Here is a 20,516-nt window from a genome sequence, read left to right on the forward strand (position 1 = left end):
CCGGCGGGCACGGCGGGTCGGCTAGCGTTGACCACGTGCCCACCCCCGACTTCATCCTCGAGTTGCGCCGCTTCGTCGGCACACGACCGCTCTTCCTCACCGGCGTCACCGCCGTCATCGTGCGCGACGACGACGTCCTGCTGGGCCGGCGAGCCGACAACGGCGCGTTGACCCCGATCACCGGCATCGTCGATCCGGGCGAGGAGCCGGCCGACGCGGCGGCGCGCGAAGCCGAAGAGGAGGCGGCGGTGCGCATTCGTGTCGACCGCCTGTCGTGGGTGCACCAGATCCCGAGGATCGTCTACGCGAACGGCGACCAGACGGACTACCTCGACCTCACGTTCCGATGCTCATGGGTGGACGGAGAGCCGTTTCCCGCCGACGGCGAGATGACCGAAGTCGGTTGGTATGCACTCGCCGACCTCGACGCGTACGACATCGACGCCGACATGCGCGCACGGATCGCCGCTGCCCTCACAGACGGGCCCGCCGCCTTCGAGGGCGGCCGCTGACCGGGTCTGCCCGCTCAGTCCTCGCGCAGCACGGCAAGTGCGTGCGCGAGATCATCCGGATACGCGGAGGTGAAGCCCACCCACTCCCCTGAGACGGGGTGGTGGAAGGCGAGCTGACGCGCGTGCAGCCACTGCCGGATCAGGCCCAGACGCGCGGACATCGTCGGGTCCGCGCCGTAGAGCGGATCGCCGACGCACGGATGCCGATGCGCGGCCATGTGCACCCGGATCTGGTGGGTGCGACCGGTCTCGAGGTGGACCTCCAGCAGGGACGCGCCGCGGAACGCTTCGAGCGTCTCGTAGTGTGTCACCGAGTCCTTGCCGGCCGGGGTGACCGCGAACTTCCACGAGTGCGACGGGTGGCGGCCGATCGGAGCATCGATCGTCCCGGAGAGCGGATCCGGGTGGCCCTGCACGACAGCGTGGTAGATCTTCTCGACATCGCGTTCCTTGAACGCCCGCTTCAGCGCGGTGTAGGCGCGCTCGGTCTTGGCCACGACCATGAGACCGCTCGTTCCGACATCCAGCCGGTGCACCACTCCGCGGCGTTCGGAGGCTCCGCTGGTGGCGATGCGGAACCCACCCGCGGCCAGTGCACCCAACACCGTCGGCCCCTCCCAGCCCACCGAGGGATGCGCAGCCACACCGGAGGGCTTGTCGACGACGACGATGTCGTCGTCGTCGAAGACGATCCCGAGGTCCGGCACCTCGACGGGCACCACCTCGGGTTCACGCCGGTCTTCCCAGGTCACGTCGAGCCACGCTCCGGCCTCGAGCCGGTCGGACTTCCCGAGAGACCGACCACCGGAGACGACTCCGCCGGCTTCGGCGACATCGGCGGCGAAGGTGCGGGAGAACCCCAGCATCTTCGCCAGTGCCGCATCCACCCGCGCGCCCTCGAGGCCGTCCGGCACGGGGATCATCCGGGTGGGCACGTCAGTCCCTCACCGGCTCGTCCGCGCCCGGTGCCGTCTCGGCCGATTCACGCGTGCCGTCGAAACGGACGCCGCGCAGGATCAGCACCGCAACCACGATCATCATGGTGACGATGAAGATGTCGGCGACGTTGTAGATCGCCGGGTTCATCCAGAACCACATCCATGGCGTCAAAATGAAGTCGACCACGTGCCCGACGCCGAACCCCGGCTCGCGGAAGAGGCGGTCGAAGAGGTTGCCGAGCACACCGCCGAGCAGAAGCCCGAGCGTCACCGCCCACACGCGGGAACGCACCGACCGGATGACGATCACCGGTATCGCCACGGCGACGAGGGCAAGGGCGATCGTGAAGATCCACGTATAGCCCTCACCGAGCGAGAACGCCGCTCCCGGGTTGTAGACGAGGAACCACTGGAGGAACTCTCCCCACACCGGCACGGGCTCCCGCAGCGGGAGATTCTCGATCGCGAGGTACTTCGACAACTGGTCGGCGGCCAGCACCGACGCCGCGAGGATCGCGACGAGGATGCCGGCCGCCGCCGTGTGAAGAGGGGCTCGGCCTGTCAAAGGCCGATCGCCGACACCGGGGTCGAGCCCGACGAGGTCGACGTGGTCTCGAGGTCGCGGAGCTTGCCCTCGATGTAGCTGCGCAACTGCGCGCGGTAGTCCCGCTCGAAGTTGCGGAGTTCGGTGATACGGCCTTCGAGCGTGGTGCGCTCGCGCTCGAGGCGCGCCATCTCGTCGCGTCCCTTGGCCTCGGCGTCGGCCACGATCGTTGCGGCGCGCGACTGGGCGTCGGCGATCAACTGGTCGCGCTGCGCCTGGCCCTCGGCGACGTGCTCATCGTGCAGGCGCTGGGCCAGCTCGATGATGCCGGCGCTCTGGGCGCCGGGAGCGCCGGCGGCCGGGGCCGGGGCCTCCGCTGCGGGTGCCTCCGCGGCCGGCGATTCCGTCGTTTCAGCGGCCGGAGCCTCGCCGGCGGGGGCCTGCTCACCGGACTCGTATGCGGCGAGCTTCGCCTTCAGCTCCTCGTTCTCGGCGAGGGCCTTGCGCCACTCCACGACGATCTCGTCGAGGAAGTCATCCACCTCGTCCGGGTCGAAGCCCTCCTTGAACCGGACGTGCTGGAACTGCTTGGTGACGACGTCATCGGGGGTCAATGCCATGGGTGGTACCTCTTTCGAGCGCGTATCGCTGGCCGATGTGGGGCCCGACGGCGGATGCCGACGGGGTCGCTTTCAGGAAAGCATAGCCCGGGGTCCCGGGGGTGTCGAAGACGATCAGCCCGCCGCGATCGCCCGTGTCACCGAAAGGAGGATGAAACACACGAGCATCGTGAGGGCGAAGCCGAAGTCGATCGCCACGGCGCCGACGCGCAGCGGAGGGATGAAACGACGGAACAGCCGGATGGGCGGGTCGGTGATCGTGTAGACGAGCTCGGCGAGCACGAGGCCGAAACCCCGCGGACGCCACTCGCGGTTGAACACCGGGATCCACTCGAGGACGAGTCGCCCGAGCAGGATGAAGACATAGATCAGCAGCAGGAAGTTCAGGACCCCTGCGACGATCTGGACGACGCCCACGACCTACGAGGAGTGTGCGAACGGCACTGCGTCGGGGTCGGCCTGGGCGACGGCGCCCTCGCCGGACACCGAGACGTTCTCCGGCGAGAGCAGGAAGACCTTGCTGGTCACGCGCTCGATGCGTCCGTACAGCCCGAGGGAGAGCCCGCTGGCGAAGTCGATGAGGCGACGCGCGTCAGCATCGCTCATCTGCGAGAGATTGATGATCACGGGCACACCGTCGCGGAAGCTCTCGGCGATGACCTGCGCGTCGCGATACTGCTTCGGGTGGACCGTCAGGATCTCACTGACCTGCGTGGCGACCGGCTGACGCACGACGGCGGGGCGATGGATCGGCGTGACCGGCGCAGTGGTCTTCTCCGGTGCCTGCGTCTTGCGCGCAGGCTGCGACTCGGTCTCGTCGTAGACCTCTTCTTCGTCCGCGAGTCCGAGGTACACCATGGACTTCTTCAGCACGTTCGACATCGTTCCTCCCTGTTCGCCTGTCGGCGAGGATCGCTCATCCTTTTCCGAGGCTAACCGCGGTCGGGCCTCGGACCCGTGATTGCCGAGCCGATCCGCAGGTGTGTCGCACCCGCGGCGATCGCCTCGGCGAAGTCTGCCGTCATTCCCGCCGACATCCAGGTCGCGTCCGGCACAACCCGCCGCACACGCTCGGCATAGCCGGCCAGGGCGTCGAAGGCGGGCGCGGCTTCCTGACCCAACGGCGCAACCGCCATCACTCCGCGCAGCACGAGAGTCCCGCACCCCGCGACATGCTCGGCGAGGCCCTCGAGCTCGTCGGGCGCGACACCGCCGCGCCCGACATCGTCCGTCAGGTTGACCTGGAGCAGCACGTCCAGCGGCGGCATCCCGTCACCGGCGCGATCCAGCGCATCCGCGAGCTTCGCACGGTCGACCGAGTGCACGACGGCGGCGGACGCCCGGATCGCCCGGGCCTTCTTGGTCTGGGCTTGCCCGACGAAGTGCCACCGGAGCCCCTCCAAGGGGCCGACGTCTCCGACCTTGGCGCTGAACTCCTGTTGGCGGTTCTCCCCCACATCCCGCACACCGAGGCGGTGGAGCTCGGACACCAGGCTCGCGGGATGGAATTTCGTCACCACGATGCGCGTGATCTCCGCGGGCGAACGACCGACCGCCCGCGCCGCATGCGCGACGCGGGCGTCGATGTCCGCGAGCCGACCCGCGAGGGTGTCTTCGGTCACCGCTTACTTCAGGAAGTCGGGGATGTCGAGGTCGTCGTCGTTGAAAGCCGAGTCGTAGGACGACTCGGGAAGCGCGGGCGCGGCGACGGAGACCTTCTCCGCGACGGCGGGCGCCGGCTCCTCGTCGCGGTCCTTGGCGGCTTCGTCCGCCGGGGTCGCCGGGAGCACGGGCGTCGTGGCGGTCGTCACACGGGCGGTCCCGACCGGGTCGAGCCGCAGCGACGGTTCGCCTCCGTCGAAGCCGGCGGCGATGACCGTGACCCGGACCTCGTCTCCGAGCGTGTCGTCGATGACGGTCCCGAAGATGATGTTCGCCTCCGGGTGGGCCGCCTCTTTGACCAGCTGGGCCGCGTCGTTGATCTCGAAGATGCCCAGGTTCGACCCGCCCTGGATCGACAGCAGGACGCCATGCGCACCCTCGATCGACGCCTCGAGCAGCGGCGATTCGACAGCCAGCTCGGCCGCTTTGATCGCGCGGTCCGCGCCGCGGGCCGAACCGATCCCCATGAGCGCGGATCCGGCGCCCTGCATGACGGACTTGACGTCGGCGAAGTCGAGGTTGATGAGACCGGGCGTCGTGATGAGGTCGGTGATGCCCTGCACACCGGCGAGGAGGACCTGGTCGGCGGTGGCGAAGGCCTCCATCATCGAGATGCCGCGGTCGCTGATCTCCAGGAGCCGGTCGTTCGGCACCACGATGAGGGTGTCGACCTCCTCCTTCAGCTTCGCCACGCCCGACTCGGCCTGGCTCTGCCGGCGTCGTCCCTCGAAGGAGAAGGGCTTGGTGACGACACCGATGGTGAGGGCGCCGATCGACTTGGCGATCTTGGCGACCACCGGCGCACCGCCGGTGCCCGTTCCGCCGCCTTCGCCCGCGGTGACGAAGACCATGTCGGCCCCGCGCAGCGCCTCTTCGATCTCGTCCGCGTGGTCCTCCGCCGCGCGGCGGCCGACCTCGGGATCGGCTCCGGCGCCGAGGCCGCGTGTCAGTTCGCGTCCGACGTCGAGCTTGACGTCCGCGTCACTCATCAGCAGCGCCTGCGCATCGGTGTTCACCGCGATGAACTCGACGCCGCGAAGGCCGAGCTCGATCATGCGGTTGACCGCGTTGACGCCGCCGCCGCCGACGCCGACGACCTTGATCACCGCAAGGTAGTTCTGGTTCTGGCTCATGCGGGCCTCCGTCTCGTCCGAACCCAACCTTCAACCTCTACTAGAGGCTTAAAGAATTGCCCGGTATGCAATTCCTGAGAACGACGGTATGCGCACGCGGCGCGTGCGTCCGGAGGGTCGCGGCGTGTCGCGCAAACCTTGTCGCCGACACCCGGGCGGTGTGTGCGTCGATCAGCCGACGACGACCACATCCGGTGACGAGACGTCGTAGAGCGACACCTCTTCGGGTGGGGTGACCGCCATCTGGCGCTCCAAGACGAGCGCCTTCAGCGCCGACTCCGCGGCGTTCCCCCACACCACTTCCGTGTCGGTGCCGCCGAGTGTCAGGGTGACGTCGTCCGCCGAGGTCGCCGCCACGCCCGTCACCTGTGCGCGGATGCCCTCCGGCAGACTCCGGACGACGTGGCCGACCGCCTCGAAGGCGGCCGAATCCGTTCCGCCGACGATGTCGAGCACCGGCTCCCCCTCGGGAACCTCGGGGGTCGTCGACAGCGTCACACCCGCGGCGTCGACGAGGGTGTAGCCCGCGGCGCCCGAGATCACGCCCACAGGGGTGCGCTCCACGATCCTGACGACGAGTTCGTGGGGCGGACGCGCCTCCAGCGTGTAGGTCTCGACGAGCGGGAAGGTCACGAGCATCGCCTTCACGGCACTCTCGTCGACGAGCGGCAGCGGTGTGCCCAGCTGACCGACGAGAGCATCCTCCACGGCGCTCGAGTCGAGGCTCTCCGCGCCGACCACCCGGATGCGCTCCACCGCGAACAGCGGCGAGTAGGCGGCTCCGAGGGTGACCACCACGAGAGCGACCAACGCACCGACGGACCACAGCCACACGGCGCGCCGGCGACGCTGACGCGCCGTGAAGCGCCGCATCTCCGCCCGCAGCGCCCGTCGGCGCGCCCGCGCGGCGCGCCATACGGCCCGCCACCCGACCTGCTCCTGCTCGGCGGAGTCCACGGTCGCGTCCTGGTCAGACGCATCCCGGTGCCCGCGATGGCCATGCAGGTCACGGACGGGGGCGGGCACGCCGGTGTCGGCGACATCCCTCCGGTCGGGGTCGGTCGGCGATGTCCGGCCGGCATCGGAAGCGGAGTCCTCGCCGACCGCGGTCGCCCCCGCCGCAGGGTCTGCGTGCGCGGACTCCGCGCGGCGCTCGGTCTCGTCCTCGCGGTTCGAACGCGGCGGCGGAGGGAGCGGGGCGGGCCGACGCACCGGTGCCTACTCCCCCGCCGCGGATCCCGCGCCGCCCGCGAGGGCCTCCAGCAGCTGCGGGATGATCAGATAGACGTTTCCGCAACCGAGCGTGATGATGTAGTCGCCGTCCCGCGCGACCGCAGCGGTGTGGTCTGCCGCAGCCTGCCAGTCCGCGACGAAGTGCACGCGCTCCCGGTCGGAGAAGGCGTCTGCCACCAGTGCGCCCGAGACCCCGGGCACCGGATCTTCACGAGCACCGTAGACATCGAGGACGACCGTGTGGTCGGCTTGAGTCTCGAGCACCTCCGCGAACTCGCGGTACATGGCCTGCGTGCGCGAATAGGTGTGAGGCTGATGAAGGGCGATGATGCGCCCGTCGCCCACGACCGTGCGCGCGGCCGCCAGCGCCGCGGCGACCTCGGTCGGATGGTGGGCGTAGTCGTCGAAGACGCTGACGCCTCGCTCCACACCGTGCAGTTCGAAGCGCCTCACGGTGCCGGAGAAGCCCTCGACGGCCCGGACGGACGCGGCGAGGGTCCACCCGAGGGAGAGGAGGACGGCCACGACGCCCGTCGCGTTGATCGCATTGTGCGACCCCGGGATCGGCAGCCGCGCCTCGGCGCGCTCCCCCGCGTGCTCGACCGTGAACGCGACGGGACCGTCGGTCCGGATGTCGGTGACGCGCACATCCGCGTCATCGCTCTCGCCGAAGGTGATCACGTTCTCGTGCGTCAGCCTCTCACGCACGCGGCGCGCACCGCGATCGTCGGCGGAGATCACAACGGCCTCGCGGGCCGCGTCGGCGAAGCGGACGAACGCATCGTCGAAGGCCTCGGCCGTTCCGTAGTGGTCCAGGTGGTCGGCGTCGATGTTGGTGATCAACGCGATCGAGGTCTCGTAGAGCAGGAACGTGCCGTCGGACTCGTCGGCCTCGATGACGACCAGGTCGTCCGTGCCCGTCCCACTGGACGCACCGAGCTGCGCGATGACACCTCCGTTGACGAAGGTCGGGTCGTCGCCGAGTTCACGCAGGGCCGTGACGATCATGCCGGTCGAGGTGGTCTTGCCATGCGCACCCGCGACCGACACCAGGCGACGACCGCCGATCAGCCAGAAGAGCGCCTGCGAGCGATGAATCACGTGCAGTCCGCGCTCCTTGGCGAGGACGAATTCCGGGTTCTCCGGCCAGATGGCCCCGGTGTGCACGACGGTGTCGACGTCGTCTGCGAGGTTGGTGGCGTCGTGTCCGACGTGAACGGTCGCGCCGAGCTCGGCGAGCTCCTGGAGGGCGGCGCTGTCGGCACGATCCGAACCCGACACGCGGATGCCGCGCTGAAGGAACATGCGCGCCAGCCCCGACATGCCGGAGCCGCCGATGCCGATGAAGTGAGCGGCCTCGATCCGCGCGGGGATCGGAAGGGAGAGGTCGGGTCTGATCATGACCCGACAATCCTAGGCCGCGTGGAGGTGTCGACCCTCCCGGCGCGCTGTGAGCCCGGTGTTCGTGTTGACACATCGGCGCGGCGACGGCGATGATGAGCGCCGATGAGACTCGCCATCGACACCACCGTGTCCACACCGCCCTTCGAGCAGGTGCGCGCCCAGATCGTCGAAGCGGTCCGCGACGGGTCGCTCACCGCCGGCGCTCGCCTCTCTCCGGTGCGCACGCTCGCCCAGGAGCTCGACGTCGCACCGGGGACCGTCGCGCGGGCCTACCGTGAGCTCGAGCTGGCCGGCGTGATCGAGACCCGCGGCCGTGCCGGCACCTTCGTGGCGATGTCCACCGACCCCGCGCGGCGCCGGATCGAACTCGCCGCCGAGGACTTCGCAGCCCAGGCCCGCCTGGTGGGTATGGACCCGAGCGACGCTCTCGCCCTCGTCGCCGACGCCCTACGCCGCTGAGTCCGCCCGTCTCCTCCCCCGGTCGAGCGGAGGATCAGGACCACGAAAGCGCGCGGTCCAGCATCGCGATGACGTTGTCGGTGCCCGACCGGGTTCCGACATGGTTCGCCGCCCGCGCCATCGCCTCGCGTCGCTCGGCGTCGGCGAGGAGGGGCACGATCTCCTCGCGCACGCGGGCAGCTGTGAAGTCGCCGTCGGAGATGAGGCGGGCTGCGCCCGCGTTGACGGCCGATGCCGCGTTCAACGCCTGCTCGCCGTTGCCGACGGCGTACGGCACGTAGACGGCGGGGATCCCCAATGCGCTGACCTCCGACACGGTCGCCGCGCCCGCGCGGGAGACGATCATGTCAGCGAGGGCGAAGGCGAGGTCCATCCGGTCGACGTAACGCCGCACCGCATACCCGTCGACTCCGGGATCGGACAAGGTGGAGCGTTCACCCGTGACGTGCAGCAGCTGCCACCCGGCGTCGATGACGTCTCGCCAGGCTCCCCCGTGCCCCTCCCCGAAGGCCTCGTTGAGACGTCGGGCGCCGAGGGAACCACCGAAGACGAGCAGCACCGGCCGATCCGCGTCGAGACCGAAATGGTCCGCGGCCTCGGCACGCCGTTCTCGCCGATCGAGCTCGACGATCTCGCGGCGCAGGGGCATGCCGACGACCTCCGAGCGCTTCAGCGGGGTGCCGTCGAAGGCGACCCCGACCTCGGCCGCCCGACGCGCCCCGAGGATGTTCGCCAGACCGGGTTTGGCATTGGCCTCGTGGACGACGAACGGCACCTTCTCGCGGGATGCCGCGACGTACGCCGGTGCCGACGCATAGCCGCCGAACCCGACGACGACATCGACGCCGTGCGCCCGGATGTGCTCTCGGACCTGCGCGATCGCGCGCCGGAATCTCGCGGGGAACGCCGCTGCGTCACGATTGAGGCGACGCGGGAACGGGACCTTGTCGACGATGAGGAGTTCGTAGCCGCGCTCCGGAACCAAGCGGGCTTCCAGTCCCTCCCGGGTGCCGAGGACCAGAACGCCGTCTTCGAGCGCCCGCCCGCGGAGTCCGTCCGCGACGGCGAGGAGGGGGTTGACGTGTCCGGCGGTTCCCCCGCCGGCGAGAAGGTAGGTGGTCACTCACCCGATCTTCGCACGTCGGGGTGGATCCGGTGGTGCGGCGACCGATGACGTGCGGACGGGAAGGGAGCGTGCGCACGCGAGCAGGACCCCGGTGGCCACGAGCAGCGACAGCAGCGACGTTCCGCCCTGCGACATGAAGGGCAACGGCACGCCCAGGACCGGGAACACACGCAGCACGACGCCGATGTTGATGAGCGCCTGGCCGACGATCCACACGGTGACGGCTCCGGCGACGATGCGCACGAACGGGTCGTCGGTCTTGCGGATGACGTGAAAGGCCCCGACGGCGTACAACGCGAACAGCGCGAGCACCACGATGCATCCGATGAGGCCGAGCTCTTCGCCGACGATGGCGAAGATGTAGTCGTTCGCCGCGGCGGGGAGCCAGTCGTACTTCTCTTTGGAGTTCCCGAGACCCAGCCCGAAGACACCTCCCTGGGCGAGACCGAAGACGCCGTGCATGGGCTGGTAGCACTCATCGAAGTAGTCGCAGTCGGCGTCGAGGAAGCTCATGATGCGCGCCATGCGGTTCGGGCTCGTGACGGCCAGCGCCGCCACCGCGCCCACGGCGACGATGAGCGGAAGGATGAAGATGCGAAGCTTCACCCCGGAGAAGAAGAGTGCCGCGAGCACGATCAGTACGAGGACCATGCCGGTGCCGAGGTCGCGCCCGGCGAGAACGGTGGCGATGACCGCACCGGCGACCGGGACCACGGGGATGAAGACGTGGCGCCAGAGGCCGAGAAGCGTCTGCTTGCGGAAGAGGACGAACCCGAGCCACAGGGCGAGCGCGAGTTTGAGGAACTCGGAGGGCTGGGCTTGCACTCCACCGATCACGATCCAGTTCCGGTTGCCGTCGTTCTCCACGCCCAGGGGGGTGAACACCAGCAACTGGAAGACGGTCGCGCCGATCAGCGCGGGCCACGCGATGCGCTTCCAGAAGCGGATCGGCAGTCGACTGGCGATGAACATCAGCGGGATGCCGAGAGCCGCGAAGACACCCTGCTTCACCGCCGCATCCCAGGGCGCCTCGCCGACGGCGGTGGAGGTCGCCGATGTGGCCGAGAGGATCATCACCAGGCCGAAGACGGTCAGGATGAGCGCGGTGGAGGCGATGAGCAGGAATTCGCTCGGCACCGGCGCGAAGACCCGCCCGAGCGAGACGCGCGCGGTCAGACCCCCTGACCCGCCGTGCGGGTCGCCGTCGTCAGCGGTCGCCGGGGGCGGCGTCTGCGTCGTGCTCACCCTCGGTCCCCCTCGCGATCCGGTCCTTCACCGCTGCGGAGAAGCGCCGCCCGCGGTCGGCGTAGGAGGAGAACTGGTCGAAGGATGCCGCGGCGGGAGCGAGGAGGACCACGTCTCCGTCGGCGGCGACTCCGGCCGCCAGTTCGACGACCCGTGCCATGACCTCTTCAGTGTCATCGGAGGCGACCTCGAACACCGGCACCGTGGGCGCGTGTCGTTCGAATGCCGCCGTCAGCGCGGATCGATCCGTGCCGATGAGGATCGCCGCCTTGGTGCTCGGACCGCGCGTCGCGATGAGGCCACTGACATCGACGCCCTTCAGCAGACCACCCACGATCCAGACCGCCCCCGGGTAGGCGGCGAGCGACGAGTGGGCCGCGTGCGGGTTGGTCGCCTTCGAATCATCGACCCACGTGACCCCGTCGGCGATGGCGACGACCTCCATGCGGTGCGGGTCCAGCGTGAAGCCGGCCAGAGCGTCGCGGATCGCGGCAGGCGGCGCCCCGACCGCCCGCACGAGCGCCGCGGCGGCGAGGATGTTGGACACCAGGTGCGGCGCCGCCAGGCCTTGCGCGTCGAGGTCGACGAGCGTCGTGAGCTCCAACGCACTCGTGCGTCGATCGTCGAGGAATGCGCGGTCGACCACGATGCCGTCGACCACACCGAGGTCGCTCGGTCCCGGCACCCCGAGGTCGAACCCGATGGCACGGGCGCCTTCCACGACGTCCGCCTCCTCGACCATGAGGCGCGTGGCCTCGTCGGCTTTGTTGTACACGCAGGCGATGCGCGTGTTGTCGTAGACGTGCGCTTTGGCATCGCGGTAGGCCTGGAACGAACCGTGCCACTCGAGGTGGTCATCGGCGAGGTTCAGGCACACGCTCGCGGCAGGTGAGACCGGTTCGGGGCCGTCCTGGAGGCCGAGGTACCAGAGTTGGTGGCTGGACAGCTCGACGACGAGGACGTCGAAGCCGGCGGGGTCGCGGATCGCGTCGAGCACCGGTGTTCCGATGTTTCCGACCGGCGCGGCGCGCAGACCGGACGCGACGAGCATCGTCGCGGCCATCCGCGTGGTGGTCGTCTTGCCGTTCGTGCCGGTGACGAGAAGCCAGTCCGCGGGGGCGCCGTCGGCACGTGTGACCTTGTCTCGCACCCGCCAGGCGAGTTCCACATCGCCCCACAGCGGGATGCCCGCCCCCTGGGTCCAGCGGATGATCGCGTGATCGGGGGCGAACCCCGGAGAGGCGATGACGACCTCCGGCGCGAAGGCGAGGAGCTCCTCCGGAACCGTGTCCAGAGAACCGGTCCACGCGCGGACGCCGATGACCGGGAGCAGCCGTGCGTACTCCTCGGAGGCACTCTCGGTGAGCACGAGCACGTCCGCACCGAGCTCGGCGAGGGTGTCGGCGACGGAGAAGCCGGTGACGGAGAGTCCGAGGACGGCCACCCGCAGCCCTGTCCACTCGGCGTACCAGCTGGTGAGCGAGGAGAGGCGTTCGGACGTCATGTGCGGGTGAGCCATTCGACGTAGAAGAGTCCGACGCCCGAGACCGCGAGGAGGCCCGCGATGATCCACATCCGAACGACGATGGTCACCTCCGCCCAGCCGCGCATCTCGAGGTGATGATGCAGGGGGCTCATGAGGAACAGCCGTTTGCCGCGGGTCAGTTTGAAATACAGACGCTGCAGAATGACCGAGCCCGAGGCGATGACATACACGCCCGCGACCAGGACCATGAGCAGCTCGGTGCGGGTGAGGATCGCCATGGCGGCGATGACGCCGCCGATCGCCATCGATCCGACGTCGCCCATGAAGACGTTCGCCTTCGGGGCGTTCCACCAGAGGAAGCCGACCAGGGCGCCGACGAAGGCGGCCGACACGATCGCGAGGTCGAACGGATCTCGCACCTCGTAGCATCCCGCTTGGACGTCCGGCAGGAGCACTTTTCCGCCCGCGCACGCCTGGTTGAACTGCCAGAAGGCGATGAGCGAGTAGGCCCCCACGACGAAGATGCCGGCGCCCGCCGCGAGACCGTCGAGACCGTCGGTCACGTTGACCGAGTTCGAGGCGGCGACGCCGATGAGCATGATCCAGACGAGGTAGATGAGCCATCCGATGATCGGTCCGAGGGCGAAGAACCACAGGATGGGGACGTCACGGAACACGGAGACATATGGCGACGCCGGGGTCGTTCCCGCGAGGTTCTGGAAACTCAGGCCCACCACGGCGAAGGGGACGACGACGATCACCTGCCCGAGGACCTTCCGCCAGCCGGACAACCCGAGGCTGCGTTGACTGCGCACCTTCATCCAGTCGTCGACGAACCCGACGACCCCGAATCCGACCATGAGCCACAACACCATCAGCCCCGAGATCGTCGGCGGGTTGTTGCCGACGTACGCACCGATGACGTACCCGATGATCGTGCCGACGATGAAGATCGTCCCACCCATGGTGGGGGTGCCGCGCTTGGCACCGTGCTTGGGGTTGTTGCCCGTCTCAGGGGTGCGGATCACCTGCCCCCAGCCCCACGTGCGGAACAGGCGGAGGAACACCGGCGTGAGGAAGAGGGTGAAGGCGAGCGAGATCGCCGCCGCGGTCAGGAGCGATCTCACGCGAACGCCTCCCCGAGCCGGTCGCCGAGAAGACGCAGTCCGGCCGAGTTCGAAGACTTCACCAACACGCGGTCACCGTCCCGCAACTCGGTCTCCAGGTAGGTGAAGGCATCGTCCGCGGTCGGGAAGAAGACGGCTTCGCCGTCCCACGATCCTTCGCCCACCGCGGCGAGGAACAGGCGTCGTGCGTCGTCGCCGACCACGACGATGCGCTGGATCCCGAGTCGCACCGCCAGCAGACCGACGCGATCGTGCTCTTCGCCGGCGTACTCCCCCAACTCGCTCATGGCTCCCAGGACGGCCACCATGCGTTCGGTGGGAGCCGTGATCTGCGCGAGGGTGCGCAACGCCGCTGCCATGGAGTCGGGACTGGCGTTGTAGGCGTCGTTGATGATGCGCACACGGTCGCTCCCGAGCGGCTGCATGCGCCATCGCTCGGCGAGCTCGACGGCTTCGAGCCGCGCGATCGCGGCGTCGAGGTCCACGCCGAACGAGAGTGCGGCGGTGAGGGCGGCCAGGGCGTTCATCACGTGATGCTCGCCCAGGACGCGCAGGCGCAGGGTGCGTTCCTCGCCGTCGACGAGGAGAGACGCGGCCGTCCCCGAGGCCGAGACCTCGACATCGACGGCTCGCACGTCGGCGCGTTCGCCGCGCCCGAACCACCGCACGCTCGCACCGATCTCTTCGGCGATGGGCGCCATCGCCGCCACACGGGGGTCGTCGACGTTCAGCACGGCGACACCGCCCGTACGAAGGGCGCGGACGAGCTCGGACTTGGCGTGGAAGGTCGCCTCGATCCCGCCGAATCCGCCGGCGTGGGCCATGCCGACCATCAGCACGATTCCGAGATCGGGCTCGACCAGCCCTGCCAGACGGGCGATTTCGCCCGGGGCGCTGGCACCGAACTCGCTGACGAGGAACCGGGTGTCATCGGTGACGCGCAGCATGGTCAACGGGGCACCGACCTCATTGTTGAACGACGCGCGCGGCGCGACGGTCGGGCCTTCGCCCTCGAGGATGCGGGCGAGAAGGTTCTTGGTCGTGGTCTTGCCGTTGGAGCCGGTGATCCCCGCGATGCGCAGGTCCCCGCGAGTGCGCACGGTACCGACGACGTGCTTCGCGAGCTCGGCGATCGCGGTGACGACGTCATCGACGACCACCTGCGAGACGGCGGCGTCGACCTCGTGCTCGACCAATGCCAGAGCGGCGCCGGCGTGCGCCGCCCCGGGAACGAAGAGGTGGCCGTCCGTGGTCTCACCGGGCTTGGCGACGAAGACGTCGCCCGGCCCGATGTTGCGCGAATCGGTGTCCACCGTTCCGGACACCACCGTGTCGAGGGTGTCGTCGGCGGACAGGATGGGGCGGCCCGAGACGATCCGGGCGAGCTGTTCGATGGTGAGCGCGATCATAGGTTCTCCGGCCGTCTCACTCACCCGAATTTGGGGAGTTCCTCCGGCGACGTCGTCGAAGGCATCACCCGGTAGTTCTTGAGCACCTGGGTCATGGCCTTCTGGAACGCCGGGACGTTGGCCGAAGACGATGCTACCTTCGTCGGCTCGTCGAGGTTGACGAGGACGATGTACTGCGGGTCTTCTGCGGGGGCGTATCCGATGAGGCTCGTGAAGTAGGCCCCGACCTTGTAGCCGCCCTTCCCGTCGGTCTTCTCGGCGGTTCCGGTCTTCCCGGCCATGCGGTAACCGGCGATCGCGATGTCGTCGGCGTACGTGCTCTGCAAGAACACGTTCTCGAGCATGGCGCCGACCTGGTCGGCGGTCGACTCGCTGATCACACGCACCGGGTCGGCCTGCTCGGGCTCGACGACGGTCCCGTCTGACAGTGTGCAGGATTCGATGAGCGACAGGGGCACGCGGACGCCGTCGTTGGTGATGGCTGTGAACGCCTGCGCGAGCTCGGGCATGGTGGTCTCCAGGCCCTGCCCGAAGGACAGGTTGTAGAAGGTCTGGTTGTCCCATTCATCGACGGGACGGACGTAGCCGGACTGCGAGGCCGAGTAGCCGACGTCGACTCCAGCGCCGATCCCGAAGTCGGCGAGGTAGTCGTAGCGCGTCTGCGCCGAAACGCGCTCGCTGAATTTCGACACCGCGACGTTGGACGAGTCGATGAGGGCGCCGGTGAGGGTGTACGTGTACGAGGGGTGCACGAAGGCGTCGCGGACCCGCGCGCCGTTCGGGAAGGTCTCGAAGCTGGCGGCGTCGACCGTCGAGTACGGCGTCTGCGCCCCCGTGTCCAGGAGCGTGGCCGCCGTGAGCGCCTTGAACGTCGACCCGGGCTCGCGCCGAGCGGTGAACAGTTGACTGTAGCGGGCGTCGACGTCGGCGGATTCGACGTCGTTCGGGTCCACGGTGGGGTATTCCGCGGCCGCCCGGATCTTTCCGGTCTCGGCCTCGACGACCAGGATGCTCCCGTACTGCGCCCCCATGTCCTGCGCCTGCTCGGCGATCAGCTGCTGCATGTACCACTGCAGGTCGCGATCGATGGTGAGCATGAGCGTCCCGCCGTCGACGGCGGGCTCCTCGACCGACGTGCCGGGGATGATCACGCCGTCCTTGCCTTTCTGGTAGCTGAGCGTGCCGTCCGAGGCCTCGAGGCACGCGTTCTGGCTGAGCTCGAGGCCGGCGAGGGGTACCCCGTCGCTGCCGACGTATCCGACGAGCGCGCCGGCGACCGCACCGTCGACGTAGGTGCGGTCCGGTCGCGCCTCGAAGTACAGGAAAGGGACGCCGAGGGAGACGAGGTCGCGATACTGCTGTGTGGTCAACCCCTGAGCCAGCTGCGCGTACTGCGAGTTCGGATCGGCCGCGAGTGCGTCATCGACGACCCGCATGACCTCCTCGCCGCTTTGACCGGTGATCGACGCGATCTCGGCGGCCACCGTCGGCCACGGGACGACCTCGCTGTCGCCACTCGCGTCGGCGCGGCGGATGTCGCCCGCGTTGGAAGGGTCCAGCTGCGCGTCGTAGGTGAGGATGCTCCCGGCGAGCTGCTCACCGTCGGCGTCGACGATAGAGCCCCGCGTGCCGTAGAGCTCCTGTGATCCGCCGAACGCCCACGACAGTGAGTCCTCGATGTGGTCGTCGGCATTGACGACCTGGATGTCGACGAGTCGGACGATGAAGGCGGCGAGGACCGAGAGCACCACGGCGAGGGCGACGACGGTGCGGCGGCGTGGACTGCGGGTTGCGCGAGTCGTCATGGGATCAGCGTGTCGCAGGAGTGGGCAGTCCGTCGGCCACGGGGAGCGGCGTGTCGGCGGTGAGCCCCATCTCCTCGGCGGTGACGGGGTCTCCGGCGATCGTCGCATCCGGCGCGGTGACCAGCGGCGTTTCTGAGATCAACGCGTTTTCGACCGAGCCACGCCCGATCGCGTCGACGGAGGACGCGGCTCCCGCCGCCTCACCCGCGCCGATCACGGCGCCGTCGCTGAGTCGCAGGTAGGCCGGCGTCTCATCGATGACCATCCCGAGCGCGGCGGCGTTGGCGGCCAAGTACTGCGGCGAGCTCAGACCGGCGAGCTCATCGGCGAGGATCTGCTTCTCGTACGTGAGGTCGCGCTGCTGGGAGGTGAGTTCGGCGATCTCGTAGGACGTCTGCGTCGTCAGGACCGACAGCGCCATCTGCGCGCCCGCGATGGCGAACGCCCCGATCAGCGCGACGATGCCGTAGAGGAGCTTCGGGCGCCGCGCGCGGTCGGGTTCCGCCACGGCGTGGAGGCGACGCTGCGGCGGCGCGACGGGACGTCGGAGCGGACTGACGGCAGGAGCGGTGCTCATCGTGCCTCCCTCACTCGTTCGGCGGCGCGCAGCCGCACGGGGATCGCCCGTGAGTTCTGCGCGCGCTCTTCGTCGGATGCGAGCTCGGCACCCTTGACCAGCAGGCGGAAGCGGGGCGCATGCTCGGGGAGCTCGACGGGGAGGCCCGCGGGCGCGGTCGAGGAACTCGCCTCGGCGAAGGCTCGCTTGATGAGTCGATCTTCGAGCGACTGATACGACAGCACCACGATGCGCCCCCCGACCGCCAGCGCGTTCATCGCGGCGGGTACGGCGCGCTCGAGCGCGGCGAGTTCGCCGTTGACCTCGATGCGCAGGGCCTGGAAGACCCGCTTGGCCGGGTGCCCCGCCCGTTGGACCGCGGCCGGGGTCGCGTCGCTGAGAATCTTCACCAGCTGCCCGGACCGCTCGATCGGCGCGTGGGCACGGGCGGCGATGATGGCGCGGGCGTACCGCGCCGACAGCTTCTCCTCGCCGTAGCGCTCGAAGATGCGGCGGAGATCGCCTTCGCCGTACTCCCGTACGACGTCGGCGGCGGTGATGCCGACGCTCTGGTCCATCCGCATGTCCAGGGGCGCGTCCTGCGCGTACGCGAAGCCCCGATCGGCCACGTCGAGCTGGAGCGATGACACACCGAGGTCGTAGAGGATGCCGTCCACCCGGTCGACGCCCGCGGCGCGCAGCGCCGTGCTCACATCGTCGTAGACGGTATGGACGAGCGTCATCCGACCGGAGAACCGTTCCAGGCGACCGCCGGCGATCCGGAGGGCATCCTGATCGCGATCGAGGCCGATCAGATGCAGCTCCGGGAACCGCTCGAGGAAGGCCTCGGAGTGCCCGCCCATACCGAGCGTTCCGTCGATCAGCACGGCACCGGGCTTCTGGAGCGCCGGGGCCAACAGCTCGATGCAGCGCTCGAGCATGACCGGGGTGTGGAGGTCGCGTGCGTCCATGATGTCGACGGCCGGTCCCTCTTCGCTGATCCCCATCCGTTCCTGACCTGGCACCGGGGAAGTGGTGCCAGGGCTGAACGGCTGGGAGTCGACGGAGAGGGCTCAGAACAGGCCCGGGATCACCTCCTGCTCCATCTCGGCGTAGGTCTCTTCGTTGCTTTCGGCGTAGGCGTTCCACGCGGCGGCGTTCCAGATCTCGGCGTGGGCACCCACGCCGGTGACGACCAGGTCCTTTTCGAGCCCCGCGTACGCACGCAGGGGCGCCGGGATGGTGATCCGGTTCTGGCCGTCCGGCTTCTCGGCGCTGGCCCCCGAGAGGAACATGCGCAGGAAGTCGCGCGCCTGCTTGTTGGCCAGGGGCGCTTCGCGGATGCGCTCGTGCACGCGCTCGAACTCCTCCGTGGCGAAGACGTAGAGGCAGCGATCCTGGCCGCGGGTCACGACGACCCCTCCGCCGAGGTCATCGCGGAACTTGGAGGGAAGGATCACGCGGCCCTTGTCGTCGAGCTTGGGGGTGTGCGTGCCCAACAGCATGTGCCACTCACCCCCACCCTTCGTCCGGCCCCTCCAGGTTGACCCCCACTTTACTCCACTTCCCTCCACTTTGTAACACTCATGGCACGATTTTCTCCCCCTGACGGCCAGAAAGCCCCTCCCCGCGTCTCGCGGAAAGGGGCTCGAAGACAAAAAAACACCGGCCCGAAGGCCGGTGTTCTCAGAAGGTGGAGGGAGGTGGAGGGATCAGCTTTCGCCCTGGCGACGGTCCCACCTGTCGTTCATGCGATCCATGAACGACGGCCCCGCGGCGCGCGGCTGCGACGCCGACGTTCGCGGCTTGACCGACGGGCCGGCGGAGCCGCCGCGCATCGGTGTGACCGCCAGCACGACACCGCCCAGCATGACGACGAAGCCGATCACGCCCACGACGATCAACTGCACGGCAACGCCGACGATGAGGCCGGCGAGCCCGAGCAGCACCAGGATGGTTCCGTAGACGATGTTGCGATAGCTGAGGGAGCGGCCGCCTTCGGGGGCGGTGACCACGTCGGCCTCGTTGCGCATGAGATGGCGTTCCATCTCGTCGAGCAGACGCTGCTCCTGTTCGGACAGTGGCATGCATCCCCCTCTGGACTGCTGTTGTGTTCCCGCACATTCTACCCGGGCTGTCGATTACTAGGCTAGGCCCGTGTCAACCGCTCCAGACCTCCCCCAGGTGATTTCCCAGCGACTGGATACCTTCTTGTCCACCCAGCGTCGCGACGCACGGAACTGGGGCGACGAAGCGTCACTCCTGGTGGAGGCCGGCGCTGCGGCCGTGACGGGCGGAAAGCGACTGCGCGCCCGCTTCTGCATCACGGGTTGGCGCGCCGTCGCCGCCGCAGCCGCGCCCGTCGAGAGCATTCCGGCGCCGGTCCTGTCATCCGCCGCCGCCCTCGAGGTCTTCCACGCCGCCGCCCTCGTCCACGACGACATCATCGACAACTCCGATACGAGACGTGGCCGCCCCGCCGCGCATCGCTCGCTCGAGGCTCGGCATGTCGCCGCCGGGTGGAGCGGCGACCCCGCGGCGTTCGGCCGCTCGGGGGCGGTGCTGTTGGGCGATCTGCTGGTGGCGTGGTCCGACGACCTCCTCGAGGAAGGGCTCGCTGCGACCACGCCGGATCGCGCTGCCCGAACCCGCTCCGAGTACGCCACGATGCGCCGCGAAGTCACCGTCGGGCAGTTCCTCGACGTCGCCGAAGAGTCCGCGTGGACGACAGAGCCGGACCGGACGCACGCCGCGCGGGCTCTGCGTGTCGCAGAGATGAAGTCGGCACGGTACAGCATCCTCCAGCCGCTCCTCATCGGAGCCGCCCTCGCCGGAGCAGACGAGCAGCAGACGTCAGCGCTGGCGGCCTTCGGCACACCCGTCGGCCTCGCCTTCCAGCTCCGCGACGATGTGCTCGGCGTCTTCGGCGACACCGAACAGACCGGCAAACCGTCAGGAGACGACCTGCGCGAGGGAAAGCGCACCGTCCTCGTTGCCTATGCGCGCGAATCGCTCGATCCTGGTGCCCGGCGACTGATGGACGAGCTGCTCGGCGACCCTGGACTGGACGACGCGCAGATCGCGGCCCTCCAACGCACGATCATCGACTCGGGCGCCCTCGACCGCGTCGAGGCGCTGATCTCGGACTGGGCCGATCAGGCCGATCGTGCGCTGAGAGGAGTGCGGCTGGACAATGCCGCCGTCGGGCAGCTGCGCGACCTCGCTCGCGCGGCGACCGTGCGCGTCATGTGAGCCCG

General features: G+C 69.1%; 22 protein-coding genes. 3 read left to right on the plus strand and 19 right to left on the minus strand.

What is annotated here, in order from left to right:
* The first annotated feature begins 35 nt into the window (after positions 1 to 35).
* Entirely contained in the window at positions 36 to 512 is a 477-nt protein-coding gene (locus RZO50_RS14015; RefSeq protein ID WP_322600349.1) for an NUDIX domain-containing protein, read from the plus strand.
* Between the two features lie 14 nt (positions 513 to 526).
* Here the strand turns inward: RZO50_RS14015 and RZO50_RS14020 are convergent, their stop codons facing one another.
* The 9 genes from RZO50_RS14020 to murC form a co-directional block, all read right to left on the minus strand.
* A complete protein-coding gene (locus RZO50_RS14020; protein ID WP_322600350.1) occupies positions 527 to 1,447 on the minus strand; it encodes an RluA family pseudouridine synthase in 921 nt (306 codons plus the stop codon).
* Position 1,448: 1 nt separating this feature from the next.
* Positions 1,449 to 2,015, minus strand: a complete 567-nt coding sequence (gene lspA, locus RZO50_RS14025; protein ID WP_322600351.1) for a signal peptidase II — start codon at positions 2,013 to 2,015, stop codon at positions 1,449 to 1,451.
* Positions 2,012 to 2,614 (minus strand): DivIVA domain-containing protein, encoded by a 603-nt coding sequence (locus tag RZO50_RS14030; RefSeq protein WP_322600352.1) that lies wholly within the window; start codon positions 2,612 to 2,614, stop codon positions 2,012 to 2,014. Before RZO50_RS14030 ends, lspA begins: the two co-directional genes overlap by 4 nt.
* Before the next feature lie 114 nt (positions 2,615 to 2,728).
* Positions 2,729 to 3,031, minus strand: coding sequence for a YggT family protein (locus tag RZO50_RS14035; protein WP_322600353.1), 303 nt, complete (start codon positions 3,029 to 3,031; stop codon positions 2,729 to 2,731).
* A gap of 3 nt (positions 3,032 to 3,034) precedes the next feature.
* The gene (locus RZO50_RS14040) at positions 3,035 to 3,496 is read right to left on the minus strand and encodes a cell division protein SepF (protein ID WP_322600354.1); all 462 of its coding nucleotides are present in this window, start codon (positions 3,494 to 3,496) and stop codon (positions 3,035 to 3,037) included.
* A 50-nt stretch (positions 3,497 to 3,546) separates the two neighbouring features.
* Complete coding sequence (locus tag RZO50_RS14045) at positions 3,547 to 4,236, minus strand: YggS family pyridoxal phosphate-dependent enzyme (RefSeq protein ID WP_322600355.1); 690 nt, start codon at positions 4,234 to 4,236, stop codon at positions 3,547 to 3,549.
* A 3-nt stretch (positions 4,237 to 4,239) separates the two neighbouring features.
* Positions 4,240 to 5,409: a cell division protein FtsZ gene (gene ftsZ, locus RZO50_RS14050; protein ID WP_416211608.1), complete on the minus strand. Its 1,170-nt coding sequence runs from the start codon at positions 5,407 to 5,409 to the stop codon at positions 4,240 to 4,242.
* A gap of 171 nt (positions 5,410 to 5,580) precedes the next feature.
* On the minus strand, positions 5,581 to 6,621 hold the full coding sequence (locus RZO50_RS14055) for a cell division protein FtsQ/DivIB (RefSeq protein WP_322600357.1): 1,041 nt from the start codon (positions 6,619 to 6,621) through the stop codon (positions 5,581 to 5,583).
* Positions 6,622 to 6,627: 6 nt separating this feature from the next.
* Entirely contained in the window at positions 6,628 to 8,043 is a 1,416-nt protein-coding gene (murC, locus tag RZO50_RS14060; protein WP_322600358.1) for a UDP-N-acetylmuramate--L-alanine ligase, read from the minus strand.
* A 105-nt stretch (positions 8,044 to 8,148) separates the two neighbouring features.
* Here murC and RZO50_RS14065 point away from each other — a divergent pair, with 105 nt between their 5' ends.
* Positions 8,149 to 8,505 (plus strand): GntR family transcriptional regulator, encoded by a 357-nt coding sequence (locus tag RZO50_RS14065; protein ID WP_322600359.1) that lies wholly within the window; start codon positions 8,149 to 8,151, stop codon positions 8,503 to 8,505.
* Between the two features lie 34 nt (positions 8,506 to 8,539).
* Here RZO50_RS14065 and RZO50_RS14070 read toward each other — a convergent pair whose 3' ends face one another.
* The 10 genes from RZO50_RS14070 to RZO50_RS14115 all read right to left on the minus strand — a co-directional run bounded on the left by RZO50_RS14070 (position 8,540) and on the right by RZO50_RS14115 (position 19,346).
* Entirely contained in the window at positions 8,540 to 9,628 is a 1,089-nt protein-coding gene (locus tag RZO50_RS14070) for a UDP-N-acetylglucosamine--N-acetylmuramyl-(pentapeptide) pyrophosphoryl-undecaprenol N-acetylglucosamine transferase (protein WP_322600360.1), read from the minus strand.
* Complete coding sequence (ftsW, locus tag RZO50_RS14075) at positions 9,629 to 10,876, minus strand: putative lipid II flippase FtsW (RefSeq protein WP_416211609.1); 1,248 nt, start codon at positions 10,874 to 10,876, stop codon at positions 9,629 to 9,631.
* A complete protein-coding gene (gene murD / locus RZO50_RS14080) occupies positions 10,839 to 12,380 on the minus strand; it encodes a UDP-N-acetylmuramoyl-L-alanine--D-glutamate ligase (protein WP_322600361.1) in 1,542 nt (513 codons plus the stop codon). The genes ftsW and murD overlap by 38 nt, the downstream gene beginning before the upstream one ends.
* Entirely contained in the window at positions 12,377 to 13,489 is a 1,113-nt protein-coding gene (gene mraY, locus RZO50_RS14085; RefSeq protein WP_322600362.1) for a phospho-N-acetylmuramoyl-pentapeptide-transferase, read from the minus strand. Before mraY ends, murD begins: the two co-directional genes overlap by 4 nt.
* Complete coding sequence (locus RZO50_RS14090; RefSeq protein WP_322600363.1) at positions 13,486 to 14,898, minus strand: UDP-N-acetylmuramoyl-tripeptide--D-alanyl-D-alanine ligase; 1,413 nt, start codon at positions 14,896 to 14,898, stop codon at positions 13,486 to 13,488. The genes mraY and RZO50_RS14090 overlap by 4 nt, the downstream gene beginning before the upstream one ends.
* A 20-nt stretch (positions 14,899 to 14,918) precedes the next feature.
* A complete protein-coding gene (locus RZO50_RS14095; protein WP_322600364.1) occupies positions 14,919 to 16,703 on the minus strand; it encodes a peptidoglycan D,D-transpeptidase FtsI family protein in 1,785 nt (594 codons plus the stop codon).
* Positions 16,704 to 16,707: 4 nt separating this feature from the next.
* Positions 16,708 to 17,280: a cell division protein FtsL gene (ftsL, locus tag RZO50_RS14100; RefSeq protein ID WP_322600365.1), complete on the minus strand. Its 573-nt coding sequence runs from the start codon at positions 17,278 to 17,280 to the stop codon at positions 16,708 to 16,710.
* Positions 17,277 to 18,230: a 16S rRNA (cytosine(1402)-N(4))-methyltransferase RsmH gene (gene rsmH, locus RZO50_RS14105; RefSeq protein ID WP_322600452.1), complete on the minus strand. Its 954-nt coding sequence runs from the start codon at positions 18,228 to 18,230 to the stop codon at positions 17,277 to 17,279. Before rsmH ends, ftsL begins: the two co-directional genes overlap by 4 nt.
* Positions 18,231 to 18,332: 102 nt before the next feature.
* Positions 18,333 to 18,764 (minus strand): division/cell wall cluster transcriptional repressor MraZ, encoded by a 432-nt coding sequence (gene mraZ, locus RZO50_RS14110; RefSeq protein WP_322600366.1) that lies wholly within the window; start codon positions 18,762 to 18,764, stop codon positions 18,333 to 18,335.
* Between the two features lie 207 nt (positions 18,765 to 18,971).
* Positions 18,972 to 19,346 carry a DUF3040 domain-containing protein gene (locus RZO50_RS14115; RefSeq protein WP_322600367.1) on the minus strand — a complete coding sequence of 125 codons (375 nt, stop codon included), beginning with the start codon at positions 19,344 to 19,346 and terminating at the stop codon, positions 18,972 to 18,974.
* Between the two features lie 70 nt (positions 19,347 to 19,416).
* On the opposite strand from RZO50_RS14115, the gene RZO50_RS14120 reads away from it, so the two are divergent.
* The gene (locus RZO50_RS14120; RefSeq protein ID WP_322600368.1) at positions 19,417 to 20,511 is read left to right on the plus strand and encodes a polyprenyl synthetase family protein; all 1,095 of its coding nucleotides are present in this window, start codon (positions 19,417 to 19,419) and stop codon (positions 20,509 to 20,511) included.
* Positions 20,512 to 20,516 lie beyond the last annotated feature (5 nt).

Origin of the sequence: Microbacterium xanthum (assembly GCF_034531355.1) — a bacterium.
GTDB classification, from domain to species: domain Bacteria; phylum Actinomycetota; class Actinomycetes; order Actinomycetales; family Microbacteriaceae; genus Microbacterium; species Microbacterium xanthum.

What these genes read in the sequence shown, in the direction of transcription:
- RZO50_RS14030 (WP_322600352.1), bottom strand. Translation starts at nt 2,614, where the DNA reads ATGGCATTGACCCCCGATGACGTCGTCACCAAGCAGTTCCAGCACGTC.
- RZO50_RS14040 (WP_322600354.1), bottom strand. Translation starts at nt 3,496, where the DNA reads ATGTCGAACGTGCTGAAGAAGTCCATGGTGTACCTCGGACTCGCGGAC.
- ftsZ (WP_416211608.1), bottom strand. Translation starts at nt 5,409, where the DNA reads ATGAGCCAGAACCAGAACTACCTTGCGGTGATCAAGGTCGTCGGCGTC.
- murC (WP_322600358.1), bottom strand. Translation starts at nt 8,043, where the DNA reads ATGATCAGACCCGACCTCTCCCTTCCGATCCCCGCGCGGATCGAGGCC.
- RZO50_RS14065 (WP_322600359.1), top strand. Translation starts at nt 8,149, where the DNA reads ATGAGACTCGCCATCGACACCACCGTGTCCACACCGCCCTTCGAGCAG.
- murD (WP_322600361.1), bottom strand. Translation starts at nt 12,380, where the DNA reads ATGACGTCCGAACGCCTCTCCTCGCTCACCAGCTGGTACGCCGAGTGG.
- RZO50_RS14090 (WP_322600363.1), bottom strand. Translation starts at nt 14,898, where the DNA reads ATGATCGCGCTCACCATCGAACAGCTCGCCCGGATCGTCTCGGGCCGC.
- RZO50_RS14095 (WP_322600364.1), bottom strand. Translation starts at nt 16,703, where the DNA reads ATGACGACTCGCGCAACCCGCAGTCCACGCCGCCGCACCGTCGTCGCC.
- ftsL (WP_322600365.1), bottom strand. Translation starts at nt 17,280, where the DNA reads ATGAGCACCGCTCCTGCCGTCAGTCCGCTCCGACGTCCCGTCGCGCCG.
- rsmH (WP_322600452.1), bottom strand. Translation starts at nt 18,230, where the DNA reads ATGGACGCACGCGACCTCCACACCCCGGTCATGCTCGAGCGCTGCATC.
- mraZ (WP_322600366.1), bottom strand. Translation starts at nt 18,764, where the DNA reads ATGCTGTTGGGCACGCACACCCCCAAGCTCGACGACAAGGGCCGCGTG.
- RZO50_RS14115 (WP_322600367.1), bottom strand. Translation starts at nt 19,346, where the DNA reads ATGCCACTGTCCGAACAGGAGCAGCGTCTGCTCGACGAGATGGAACGC.